This is a genomic window from Sorangium sp. So ce117, from assembly GCF_051524395.1.
Taxonomy (GTDB): Bacteria; Myxococcota_A; Polyangia; order Polyangiales; family Polyangiaceae; genus Sorangium; species Sorangium cellulosum_B.
In genome coordinates, this window is record NZ_CP150309.1 from 12,010,388 (window position 1) to 12,023,028 (window position 12,641).

8 protein-coding genes are annotated in these 12,641 nt (G+C 74.2%); 2 read left to right on the forward strand and 6 right to left on the reverse strand.

What is annotated here, in order from left to right:
- The first annotated feature begins 25 nt into the window (after positions 1–25).
- Positions 26–3,385 carry a protein kinase domain-containing protein gene (locus WMF46_RS45020; RefSeq protein WP_437982864.1) on the forward strand — a complete coding sequence of 1,120 codons (3,360 nt, stop codon included), beginning with the start codon at positions 26–28 and terminating at the stop codon, positions 3,383–3,385.
- A gap of 224 nt (positions 3,386–3,609) precedes the next feature.
- A complete protein-coding gene (locus WMF46_RS45025; protein ID WP_437982865.1) occupies positions 3,610–5,286 on the forward strand; it encodes a protein kinase domain-containing protein in 1,677 nt (558 codons plus the stop codon).
- Between the two features lie 117 nt (positions 5,287–5,403).
- On the opposite strand, the gene WMF46_RS45030 is transcribed toward WMF46_RS45025, so the two are convergent.
- From WMF46_RS45030 to WMF46_RS45055, 6 genes are all read right to left on the reverse strand, one after another.
- Positions 5,404–6,069 carry a superoxide dismutase family protein gene (locus WMF46_RS45030; RefSeq protein ID WP_437982866.1) on the reverse strand — a complete coding sequence of 222 codons (666 nt, stop codon included), beginning with the start codon at positions 6,067–6,069 and terminating at the stop codon, positions 5,404–5,406.
- 243 nt (positions 6,070–6,312) lie between these two features.
- Positions 6,313–7,350 (reverse strand): hypothetical protein, encoded by a 1,038-nt coding sequence (locus tag WMF46_RS45035; RefSeq protein ID WP_437982867.1) that lies wholly within the window; start codon positions 7,348–7,350, stop codon positions 6,313–6,315.
- 187 nt (positions 7,351–7,537) lie between these two features.
- A complete protein-coding gene (locus WMF46_RS45040; RefSeq protein WP_437982868.1) occupies positions 7,538–8,707 on the reverse strand; it encodes a response regulator in 1,170 nt (389 codons plus the stop codon).
- Positions 8,704–10,380, reverse strand: coding sequence for an ATP-binding protein (locus WMF46_RS45045; protein ID WP_437982869.1), 1,677 nt, complete (start codon positions 10,378–10,380; stop codon positions 8,704–8,706). Before WMF46_RS45045 ends, WMF46_RS45040 begins: the two co-directional genes overlap by 4 nt.
- Positions 10,381–10,635: 255 nt before the next feature.
- Positions 10,636–11,817, reverse strand: a complete 1,182-nt coding sequence (locus WMF46_RS45050; protein ID WP_437982870.1) for a hypothetical protein — start codon at positions 11,815–11,817, stop codon at positions 10,636–10,638.
- Between the two features lie 121 nt (positions 11,818–11,938).
- On the reverse strand, positions 11,939–12,619 hold the full coding sequence (locus tag WMF46_RS45055; protein ID WP_437982871.1) for a sterol desaturase family protein: 681 nt from the start codon (positions 12,617–12,619) through the stop codon (positions 11,939–11,941).
- Between the last annotated feature and the right edge of the window lie 22 nt (positions 12,620–12,641).

The following is a 12,641-nucleotide window of genomic DNA, read 5'->3' on the forward strand; positions in this document are numbered from 1 at the left end:
CGGCCCGCGCGATGGAGGCGGTCGAATGACCGAGCGCCACGCCGCCGGCCCCATGAGCGTCGGCTCGCGCCACCCCACCACGCTCGGCAGGTACAGCCTGATCAAGAAGATCGGCATGGGCGGCATGGCCGAGATCTGGGTGGCCTCCGTCGCGGGCATCTCGGGCGTGAGGAAGATCTGCGTCGTCAAGCGCATCCTCCCGCACCTCGTCGACAGCCCCGAGTTCGTGCGGATGTTCCTCGACGAGGCGCGCATCGCCGCCACCCTGGACCACCCGAACCTCGTCCAGATGTACGACATCGAGGACGTCGACGGCGTGCCGGTCATCGCGATGGAGTACCTCCACGGCGAGGATCTCAGGACCGTCCGGAAGGCGCTCCGGTCGGCGAACCGGCGGATGCCGATCGAGCACGCGATCACCATCGCGGCGGGCGTCGCGGCCGGGCTCCACTACGCGCACGAGAAGGTCGGCTTCGACGGCAAGCCGCTCGACATCGTCCACCGCGACGTGTCGCCGCACAACGTCATCGTCACCTACGACGGGGCCGTGAAGATCCTCGACTTCGGGATCGCGAAGGCGGCGAACCGCGTCAACGAGACGCGCGACGGCGCGCTCAAGGGCAAGGTCCCGTACATGTCGCCCGAGCAGTGCACGAGCGAGCACCTCGATCGCCGGAGCGACATCTACTCGGTCGGCCTGCTGCTCTACGAGATGTCGACGGGGAGCCGGATGTTCCGGCGCGGCGCCACCGAGTTCGAGCTGATGCGGGCGATCGTGGAGGACCCCGTGCTGCCGCCGAGCGAGGTCTGCGCCGACTACCCGCCGGGGCTGGAGCGCATCCTGCTCAAGTGCCTGGAGCGGGATCGGGAGAAGCGATACGCGACCGCGAGGGATCTCCAGATCGACCTCGAGGCGTTCGCCCGGGAGGAGCGGCTCGCCACCTCGGCGCTCGCCCTGTCGTCGTTCATGTCGGAGCTGTTCGGCCAGCGCGTGGAGGTGTGGCGGGGCTCGCTCGCCTCGGGGGCGGACCTCGAATCGCACATCGTCGAGAAGCAGGAGACGAACCAGAACGAGGACTCCTTCGCGAGCGCGCTCGACGCCGTGGGCGGGGCGCCGCAGGCCGCCGAGACCGGCCGCCCCGGCGGGGTCGCCACGAAGCTTTCGGCGCCGCTCTTCGCGGCGTCGCGGCCCGACGCCGCGGGGGATCTGGACACGCCGCCGCGCTCCAGGAGGCTCCCCGCGCTGTCGCTCGCGGACGCCGGCGCCGGCGTGGAGGGCGCGGAGCCCGAGGGGGCGCACGGGCACGGGCCGCGGGCCCTCACGGTGACCAAGCGGAGGCTGGGCAGCCTGCTGATCGTCTCGCTGTCGGGGCGGATGACCGAGGAGCTCCAGGGCCTCGCGGTCGCGCGCGGCATCTCCGGCCGCGTGCTCTTCGATCTGGGCGGGGTGCAGCGGGTCACGTCGTTCGGCGTGCGCGAGTGGATGGCGATGCTGGCCGAGGTGTCGCGGAGCGCGTCCGAGATCTACATCGGCCGCTGCACCGAGCCGCTCGTGAACCAGATCAGCATGATCCGCCGCTTCTTCGGGGACGGGCGCGTCGTGTCGTTCTACGGCCCGTACCGGTGCGAGCGCTGCGGCGCCGCCTTCGACCGGCTGTTCGACTGCGACAGGGACGCGCACCTCGTCAGGACGCACGAGCCGCCCGCGAGCCCCTGCCCGCGCTGCGGCGCGGCGGCGGTGTTCGACGACGACGCCGAGAGCTACTTCGCGTTCGCGGCGATCCACGCGGGGATCGATCTGCCGGAGGACGTGCGGGCCGCGCTCGACGAGCTCGCGCGGCTCGACGCGGGGACCCACGAGGCGATCGAGAAGACGGTCGACGAGCGCGGGACGCGCATCCGCGTGCGCTGCAAGCTCGACGCGCACGTCCGGTGGAAGCGCGCGCTCGACGGGATCGAGGGGGCGCTGGTGCTCGATCTCGCGGGCGCGGCAGGGGTGACGTCCGAGGGCGCGAGGGCGCTCGCGCTGTCGCTCCGCGCGCTGGGCGGCGAGGTGACGTCGATCCAGATCGAGGGCTGTCCCGTGGTGCTGCTCGAGCACCTCGCCGCCGAGAGCCCCCCGCTGCGAGCGGAGGTGGTCTCGGCGATCGTCGAGGGCACCTGCGAGCGGTGCAACGCGCCCCGGCAGACCCTGCTCGACGTGAAGGAGGCCGCGCTCGCCGCCCGCGAGGACCGGGAGCCGTACGTGCCGTGCAAGCGGTGCAACGCGCCGCTCGCGTTCCCGTGGCTCCGGCCGGCGCTGAAGCGCCTCGGCGCCGCGCCGGAGCCGGCGCCCACGCTCGCCGGAGCGCCCGAGCCGGCGACGAAGCGCTCTGCCGCTGGGGGGCACGTGACGACGGCGGGGGCGCCGGCAGGGGCGCCCGCGGGTGCAGCGGCGCCGGCTGCGGCGCCCGCGGGCGCAGCGGCGCTGGCGGGGGCGGGCGCGGGCGCAGCGGCGCCGGCGGGGGCGTCTCCGCCGGCCACGGCCGTCTCGGCGGCCGGCGGCTCCAGCTCGCGCGGGGTGCTCGCGGCGTTCGCGGCGGGAGCGCTGCTCGTCCTCGCCGTGGCCTTCGCCTACCAGAGCCGGGGACGCCCGCGCACCGCCGCCGGGGCGGACCCGCCGCCCGCGCCGAGCTCGGGGTGGCGCGCGGCGCCGCCGGCCGAGGAGAGCCCTCCGTGGATGGACCGGCCGTTCACCGCCGAGGGCGACGCGATCTTCGTGGTCGGCGAGGGCTCGGGCCCCAGCCGAGAGGCGGCGCTCGCGGTCGCGCGCGCCGACGCGATCTCCCGGCTCGCGAGCAACGTCGTGCCGGCGCTCGCGGGGTCGCAGGCGTACGGCTTCATCCAGGCGCACGGCGGCGGCGCGCGCCGCGCCGGCATGGCGGAGGCCGAGGCGAGCCGCTACCTGAAGCAGGTCGGCGCGTTCGCCACCCCCGAGCGCGTCGACGCGCGCTTCCAGGAGCGCGGCGGCGCGGTGGCGGCCGTCGCGCGCTACCGCATGCGCAAGGAGAGCTTCGACGCCGCCGTGCAGAGCTACCGGAGGACGGTCAGCGCGCTCGGGCTGACCGTGGCCCCCCTCTTCCCGCTGCTCGAAGGCGCGCTGAAGACGAGCGGAGACGCCGTCGTGGTCGCCGTGGAAGACCGCGGCCCCGCCGCGGCCGCGGGCGTCCGCGTCGGCGACGCGGTGGTCGCGATCAACGGCCGGCCGCTCGTCAGCTTTGAAGCGATGCGTCATGCGCTGCCGAGCGCCCAGGAGGGCGCCACCCTCGAGCTCACGCTCGAGTCGGGCGGCGCGCGGCGGACGATCGCGATCAAGGGGCCGAGCGGGGCGCGGGAAGGGGGCTGAGCCAGGGCGGGCCGCGCCGTCGTGGCGCGCTCCCGCGAGCGCCGCGGCGCGCGGTGAGGGCGTCCGCGACATCACGCGGCGCCGGCAGGCGAACGTCGCGCCGGCCGGCCGAGGGCGCAGGGGGCCAGATGCGCGTCGCTTCCTCGGCATCGGCTGTCCGGCCGGCGATCGGCTGCGCTATGCTGGCTGCCGCGGCGCGGCGCTCTCGGTCGGAGGTTTCGAACATGCGCGGCCTGGAAGAGATCGAAGGGCTGGAGGTCGGGACCCTGATCGCCGGCAAGTACCGCGTGGACCGGCTGCTCGACAAGGGCGCGATGGGCGCCGTCGTCGCCGCGACCCACGTCGATCTCGACGAGCTCCGGGCGATCAAGGTGCTGCTGCCGGCCACCGCGGCCGATCCGGAGATGTGCGGGCGCTTCCTGCAGGAGGCGCGGATCGCGTCGCGGCTCAGGAGCGAGCACGCGGTCAAGGTGCACGACGTCGGGCGGCTCGAGAGCGGGCTGCCGTACATGGTGATGGAGTTCCTCGACGGCCGCGATCTGCGGGTCATCCGCAAGCAGCGGGGCCCGCTGCCGGTGGAGGAGGCGACGCTCTACGTCCTCCAGGCGTGCGACGCGCTCGCGGAGGCGCACGCGCTCGGGCTTGTGCACCGCGACGTGAAGCCGGCCAACCTCTTCCTGACGCACACGCGCGAGGGGACGCCGTGCATCAAGGTGCTCGACTTCGGCGTCTCCAAGGCGTCGCAGGCGGCGCTCCTCGGCGTCGCCGAGATGCGGACGAGCACGGGCCAGATGCTGGGGACGCCCCACTACATGCCCCCCGAGCAGATGCGCGGGCAGCGCGACGTCGACGCGCGCGCGGACATCTGGGCGGTCGGGTCGCTCCTCTACGTGCTGCTCACCGGCCGGTATCCCATGCACGCGCGCTCCGTCCAGACAGTGTCGCTCGTGCTCGGGGGCAAGTTCGTGCCGCAGCTGCCGTCGAAGGTCGTCCGCGGGCTCTCGCCGGACATCGATCCGATCATCATGCGGTGCCTCGAGCGGGATCGCGACAAGCGCTGGCCCGACCTTGCGGAGCTCACGCTGGCGCTCCGCCCGTTCGCGCCGCCCGCGGCGCAGCCGCTCGTCGACCGCATCCAGCGCATCCTGCGCGGGAGCCTGCGCGACTCGCTGTCCGGGGTGCGCCCCGGCGTGGATGGCGTCGACGCGGGGGAGCGCGGCGCGATCCTCACCACCATGGGCTCCGGCCCATCCACCGGCGGCGTGGCGATCGAGCTTCGCCCGGAGCTGCCACCTCCCGTGTTCCACGGGGCTCCTGAAGAGGCGGATCCGGTGGAGCGGAGCGAGGCCATCACGGTCTCGGACCGCTCGCGCGTCCGGGCGGAGACCGACCTGGTGGAGCGGAGCGAGGCGGCCACGGTCTCGGACCGCCAGCGCGCCCCTGCGGAGGCGGATCCGGCGGAGCGGAGCGAGGCCGTCACGGTCTCGGAGCGCCCCCGCGCCCGGGCGGAGGCAAGCCCTGCGGAGCGGAGCGAGGCCGTCGCGGTCCCGGACCACGCGGGCGTCCGGGCGGAGGCCCGCCCTGCGGAGCGGAGCGAGGCGGCGGCCGGCTCGGACCGGCCGCAGCCCCGGGTGGAAGCCGGCCGTGTCGGGCTCGGCGCGGCCGGCCCAGCTCCGGAGAGGGCGCGCGTCGAGGAGGACGCCGACGAGACGACGCTCGCGGACACGCTCCGGCGGCTGCGCTCGCCCTTCAGGGCGGGCTTCGTCCTGGCGGCGGTGGCGGCGGCGATCGTCGTCGCGCTGCTGGCCAGCGGAACGCGGCCCGAGGAGCGGCCGGCGGGCTCCAGCGCTTCCGGGCCCCCGGGGGCGAAGGGCGTTCCGGTCAGCGCTCCGCCCCGGTGACACCGGAGAGGGAGACTCCCGCCCTGCGGGCGCTCGGGGAGAGGCCCTCTCGGGACGGGCGGTGAGGTGGAGTCGACATGTCGTGAGCACGGAGCGGCGGGCCGCGCCGCGCGCGCGTCACTTGGCCTGCGAGATGACGCCGCAGCCGATGCGGCCACCGGCGTTGCCGGCGGGCTGGCCGCCGTCATCCGCCTTCTCGTGGACGATGATGGCGCGGCCGAGGAAGGTGTTCGGAGCGCCCTGCTTGAGATTCGCGCCCGTGGCGATGATCTCATGGGTGCCGGTCCCATCGGCCTTGACCTCGATATTGCCGAGATCGCCGAGGTGGCGGGCCGCGGCGTCGGGGAGGCCGTGCGGGTGGTTGTCGGGGTTGTAGTGCGCGCCCGCGCTCTTCGCGTCCGGCGCGCTGCAATCGCCGGTCTCGTGCACATGGACGGCGATCTTGCCCTTGGGAGCGCCCGAGACCTGGACGGCGACCTTCACGCCGCCCTCGACCTCGGTGAAGGTCGCGGTGCCCTTGAGCTTCGACTTGGTCCGCGCCTCGATGGGCACCGAGACGCTCACCGGCGGCGCAGGCGGCGCGGCCGGCGGCGCAGCGGCCTCCGGCGCCGCGGCGCCCGCCGGCGGGCTGGCCTCGGGCGGCGCGGCCGCGGGCGTCTCCGGCGCAGGCTGCGGCTGGGCGGGGACGTCGGGGACCGCAGGGGCCGGCTCGGGCGCGCCGCCACAAGCGGTGGCGCCCAGGACGAACGAGGCAAGCAGCGAGAGACGATAGGCCGGTTTCATCACAGCGGAGACCTCCAGGTTCGTGAAGCGTTGGACCTCCGCCGTCTCGTAGAGCGGTCCTGGCGAGCGATCAATCGGCGAACCCGACATTCGTCAGGTGCGCCGGCTCGAGGCGCGCCGGCGCGCGGCCTGCGCCGCTCGCGCCGGCCCCGGCGCCGCGGGCAGCGCGCGCCCGACCCTTGGACAGAGATCAACGAGGCGCGGAGTCCGCCTCCGCGCCTCGCCGAGCTCAGCGGCGCGCGCTCACTGCGCGGGCGGGCAGCCGATGGGCCCGGTGCCGATCACGACGTCATCGATCCACATCGAGCGGGCGGAATCCGCCTGATAGGACTCCCAGCCGAGGCCGATGCTGTCGAACGCCGGCGCCTTCCACGTGTAGTTCGCCTCGTTGTTGGCGCAGCCCTGGCCCGTCCCGGACACCTTGAGATCGGCCAGCTCCGCTCCATTGAGCCAGAAGCGCATCTCGTTCTTCGGCCCGTCGAAGCTGAACTCGACGCAGGTCCACGCGCCGGTCGGGACCACCGTCGTCTCCTCCGCGTGGTGCCAGCAGTCCGTCTGCGGGCCGGTCTTCGGGTCGCTCCAGTACCCGGGCGTATCGTAGTTCGCCATGAGCTGGCTGCCCGCCGTGACCGGGTGCTGCCCGCCGTAGCGATACTGTGCCGCGTAGGGCATTCCCTCGAAATCGCTGCCAGGGATGGTCCCTGAACCGTCGATGATCGTCCAGTGCACATCCCCCGTCGGCGCAGCCTCGAGGAAGAGCATCATGCGACCATGGATGACGTTCGCCTCGGTGGGCAGGGCGTCGGTGTCCGTGAACTTGATCATGGCCGACTTGTAGTTGTTGTCTCCGGTGCTCGCGGGCGTGGTCACCTTGATGGACTTGGCGCCGCTGTAATGCTTCGTCGTGTCGACCGACACGGTGGAGCCCGCCATGGCCGTGTAGACCGTCCACGCGCCCAGCTTCTCGCCGTTCGCGCCCTGGCCCTCGTACGACTCGAAGTCGTCGCAGAGCAGCGCCGCACAGGCCGGGCCGCCGCCGGTCCCGCCGCCCTCGCCGGCGCCGCCGCCGCCGGTCGCGCCGCTGCTGGTGGTGGCGGCGCCGCCCTCGCCGGCGCCGCCGCCGCCGGTCGCGCCGCCGCTCGTGGCGCCGCCGCCCGTGCCGGTGGTCGAGGACGACGACGACGACGACGTCGTGCCACCATCGTCATCCGAGCACGCAACCGCGCCCGCCGCAAAGGTCGCGAGCAGGCCAAGCAAAGTAACGCTAATTCGAAGATTCATGTTCGTTTCCATCCTCCGCGGCGACTATTGCACGAGGTCATCGCGTGGTTCAAGAACGAACGTTTTCGGCAGATCGCACGATCCAGGCGCTGGAACTCGAATGGCCCCGGCGGTGCGGGGCAACACGAAAATGCCCGGGAGCAGCCTTGAACAGCCAGCCTATCGGGCCGTGAGCGAGCGTGAGCGATCAACCGCCGTCCGCCCCGCTCCGCTCCGCGCCTGAGAGCATCGCCTCCGGCGAGATCGCATAGAGCCTCTCCTCTCCCTGCTTTCCCCGGATCCGCACCAGCGCGGGCATCGCTTCTCCCGGGCTCCCGGCCGCGGTGAACGTCGCCTCATCCATCAGCAGGCCGCCGGCCTTCGCCTGCGCCTGAATCCGAAACGCGGTGTTCACACGATCGCCGATGATGGTGAACTCCCGCCTGCCGCTCGACCCGATGCTCGCCAGGAGGACGGGCCCTGTCGAGAGCCCGAGCCGCGTCGGGAAGGCGGGCCGGCCCTGGGAGCGCTGGTGTTCGTTGAAGGCCGCGATGCTCTGCTGCATCCGCTGCGCCGCCGCGAGCGCGTCACTCGCGCGCCGGAAGAACGCGAGCATGCCGTCGCCAACGTACTTGTCGACCTCGCCCGCGTGGTCGTAGACGATCTGCGCCACCGTGGCCATGTAGAGGCTGAGATCCGCGAGCAGCGGCCCAGGATCCTCGCTCTCCGAGAGCCGCACGAACTCCTCGATGTCGCTGACCAGCACCGTCAGCACCTCGCGCGCCGGCGGGCTCGGCCGGTTCGACGACACGCTCTCCTCGATGCTCTCCCACGCCCGGTCGGACAGGTAACCGCGCAGCGCCGCCTGCATCTGGCGCACCTGCGCGTAGCGCTCCTCGAGCTCCCTCCGCTGCCGCTCGAGCTCCCGGCGCTGCCGGTGCAAGAGCAGCTGCGTCCCCACCCTGGCGAGCACCTCGCGCAGCTCGAACGGCTTCGTGACGTAATCGACGCCGCCCGCGTCGAACGCCATCACCTTGTCGCCGATGCCCGTCATCGCGCTCAGGAAGATGACCGGGATGTCCGCCGTCCCGGGATCCCCCTTGAGCCGGCGGCACACCTCGTAGCCGTCCATGTGGGGCATGCTCACGTCGAGCAGGATGAGGTCCGGAGGCGCCGCCGCCGCCGACATCAGCGCCATGGCGCCGCTGATCGCCGCCCGCACCTCGTAGCCCTGCGCCGTCAGCATCGAGGTCAGGAGCGACAGGTTCGCCGGCATGTCGTCCACGATCAGGATGCTCGGGGGCTCTTCCCTGGGGCGCTCCGGCCGCGCGCCCGGGGCCGCCCCGCGGGGGGCTGGCTTTGCGTCGGTGTCCGTCATGACGGCTCCTCCTCGTCGGCGCTCGATAGCGCCAAGATGCTGTCGAAGCGATACCCCCGCGCGAGCTCGGCCACAGCCCCCGCGAGGTCCGCGTCCTCCGGCCGGAACCGATCGAGCGTCGCCTGGACGGCCTTCGCGTCGAGCCGCGTCGCCGCCCGCCGGAGGTCCTTGCGGAGCGCGGCGGGCAGCCCGGCCGCCGCCCGGGCGAGGTCGACGGCAGGCGCCCCCTGGGCAGCGCCGGGCTCGGCGGCGCGCTCCTCGTACTCGAAGCGGGCCCCGAGGTGCTTGGTCAGGAGGCCGAGGATGTCCGCGTCGCGGAACGGCTTGCTCACGAAGTCGTCGCACCCCGCCTCCGCCGCGAGCGCTCGGTTCTGCTCGAACGCGCTCGCGGTCATCGCCACGACGACCGTCTCGTGCCCCCGCGCGCTCGCCTTGATGCGGCTCGCCGTTTCGTAGCCGTCGAGCAGCGGCATGCGGAGGTCGAGCAGGACGAGGTGCGGCGCCCACGTCTCCCACTGCGCCACGGCGCCGAGCCCGTTCGTCGCGCTGCGCGCCTCGACGCCCACCGAGTCGAGCAGCTTGAGCAGGCAGTGGCGCACGTCCCACCGGTCGTCGACGACGAGCACGCGGTACCTCGGCTGGTCCGGCGAGAGCCCCACGGCCCGGAGCGCCCGCGGCGTCGCACCGCCGGCGGGCGCGTCGGCCAGCGACAGGCGCACGTCGAAGCGGAGCGTCGTCCCGCGGCCGACCTGGCTCTCCACCCGGATGTCGCCCCCCATCATCCGCACGATGCGCCGGCTGATGTGCAGGCCGAGGCCCGTGCCCTCGCGCGACTGGCGCCCGGTCGCGGTCTGCGCGAACGCCTCGAAGAGCTGCGCGAGCTCCGCCGTGGCCATGCCCCGGCCGGTGTCCGTCACCTCGAACGACACCCGCACCCGCCCCGCCGCCGCGCCGTCGTGCGCGCCGCCCTCACGCACACCGCCCTCACGCACGCCGGCAGAGCGCCGCGCCGAGGCGCGCAGCGTGACCGACCCGCGCGGCGTGAACTTCAGCGCGTTGCCGAGCAGGTTGATCAGCACCTGCCGCAGCTTCCCTTCATCGCCGCTGACGTGCCGCGGCACGTCCTGCTCCCGCTCGACCGTGAGCGTGAGGCCCCGCTTCTGGGCCTCGACAGCGAACATCTCCGAGAGCCCCGAGAGCGTGTCGTGGAGGTCGAACTCGGCGTCGACGAGCGTCATGCGGCCCGCCTCGATCTTCGCCATCTCGAGGATGTCGTTGACGAGGCCGAGCAGGTGCTCGCCGCTCTTGCAGATGACCGCGAGGTTCTCGCGGTGCCGGTCGGCGAGCGAGGGGTCGCGCTCCACGAGCTGCGCGAAGCCGAGGATCGAGTTGAGCGGGGTCCTGAGCTCGTGGCTCATGTTGGCGAGGAACGCGCTCTTCGACCGGCTCGCGGTCACGGCCTCGTCCCTCGCCCTGCGCGCCTCCTCCTCGGCCCGCCGCGCCTCGGCGAGCTCCTCGCCGAGCCGCTGCTCCGCGGCGCGGCTGGCCGCGAGCTCCTCCGCCTTCCGCGCGAGCTCGAGCTCGCGCGCGTGGAGCCGCCGGCGGAGCGCCCAGAGGGCGACCAGAAGGAGGGTCCCGACGACCACGGAGGCGGAGATCCCGACGACCTGCATTCGATGTGCCCCACCCGCCTCCTGCACGGCGGGAAAGACCGGAGCGCCGATCCCGTCGGAAGGCACCGATCAGGTTACAGGAGTTCGGGGCAGCCCGTGGGGGCCCGATCGGCCGCGCCGCGCGGCTTTTGGCGATGGAGCGGCGCGCTCGTCAGGCAGACCACGGAATCGACGGAACCGCGCCGCGGCAGCGCGACGCGGCGGTCGGTTCTCCCCAGCGCGTTCACGCGCTGCTCCCCAGCGCGCGTTCACGCGTCATGGCGCGCCGCCGTCCGGCTTCGCTCGCTGCGGGGGGGTGACAACCTCATCCGTCGGCGGCGGGGCGGCGTCTCCGCGCGGCGGCACGCCTGCGTCTCCGCGCGGCGGCGGGGCGGCGTCTCCGCGCGGCGGCGGCGCATCGCTGTCCGCCTGGGCGGGCGGCCGCCTGGGCGGGAGCGCGGGCTGGCGGAGGCCGCGCAGCGAGGCGAGCCGATCGACGAGGACGCCGGCCTCCTCGGCCGACAGCTTGACGCGCGCGTGGAGCGCCTTGCCCTCGGCCGCGATCGCGATGCGCTCGAGCACGGCGCCGAAGCCGATGAGCCGCGTCGCGAAGTCCGCCGCGCGCGTGTCTCGCGCCGCGCGCAGCTCCGCGCCGAGCGCCTCGCAGGGGGCCTCCGCGTCGCAGAGGACGGCGGCGTGGACGGCGATCTCCGGGCCGAGCGCGACGCTGGCGCCGCCGGAGAGCAGGGACGCCGCGGGCGATCGGCCGGAGCCGCTCAGCGCGAGCTCGCGCCCGATCTCGGCGCGCTGCTCGGGCGTGAGCACCACCGTGACGCGCGCCGCCCCCTCGCCCACGGCGCGGGCGATGTCGTCGTGCGCCCCGCTCGCGCCGACGCTCCCGCCGCGGCCTTCGGCGGCGTCGATCATCGCGCGCAGGTACGCGCCCCCGCCGAGCAGGATCGGCCCCCCGGGGCGCACGGCGATCTCGCCGTGGCCCTCGGCGCTCGAGTCCCGCACCGCGCGGAAGCTGCCGATCTTGGAGACGACCGGCCGCCCGCCGCGGGCCTCGATGACCTTGGAGGCGCACGCGAGCAGCGCCTCGTCCTGCACGGCGCCGGCCGCGACCAGCCCGAAGTCGCCGCCCTCGCCCGCCGCCGGGATGGCGATCGCGACCTCGGTCAACGCGGCCACCGGGTCGAAGCCGCACACGTCGCGCACCTTGCCCAGCCCCGGGATCTCGCGCTCCTCGCGCAGGAACGAGGCGAACGCGGGAGAGGCGCGCAGCGCCGGGAGATCGAGCGTCGCGACGAGCATCGCGCCCGCGGGCACGGCGTCGAGCGCGCGCGGCGCGGCGGCGGGGGGGCTCTCCCGCCGGCGGCCGAGGAGCCAGGCGACGCCGCCGCCGAGCAGGACCCCGACGAGCAGGAGGACGAGGCCGTCTCTGGTCCGCGGCTGCACGCGCGACCCGTTAGCACACGGCCGCGGCGGACGCCCCGGCGCCCGCGCCTCGGCGGGGTCAAGGATGGCGCTGCGCCAGGGCGCGCCCTGGCGTTTGCGGCTGCGCGCCCCCGCGCCGCGGCTACGCGCCCTTGCGCGGCGGCGGCGACCAGCGCGTCCCGCGGACGAGATCGAACACGGGCACGGTCACGTTGAAATTCCAGCGCTTCATGAGCCGGGGATCATGGTGCCTGCGGTGGTGCTCGCGGAGCCGCGCGAGCCCCGGGATCCGGTACACCGGGCTGTCCGCCGGCAGGTGATACGCGAGGTGCAGCCACTCGTAGCTGACGAAGAACGCCATCGCCGTCGCGAGGCCGAGCAGCGCCGCGTCCCGCGAGAACAGCGCGCCCGCCGCCGCGGCGAGCGGCAGCAGCGAGGCGAGGACCAGGAGCGCCGAGGCGGGCGGCGTCAGCACCAGCCAGAGCTCGCGCGCGCTCCGCAGCGCCATGTCGTCGGCGGTGAAGGCGAGGTGGTGCTCGCGCTCGTGGCGCTCGCACAGCGCGCCGAGCAGCGGCGCCCGCCGGTGCAGCACCGACCTGTGCGCCCACCACTCGAAGGCGAAGCCGAGCAGCAGCGTCGCCGGCACCGCGAGGAGCTCGACGGCATCGACGGCGTCGAGGAGGCGCACCGCCGCCGCCAGCACGAGCGCGCCGAGCAGCGTGGGCGCCGCGAGGTGGAGCGCCGGGCGGTACCCGCGTGGGATCCGCGCCGCGATCTCCGCGCGCCGCCGCGCCCGCGGCCGCGCCGGCTCGTTCACGACCATCGAAAACTATGAATTCTAAAAA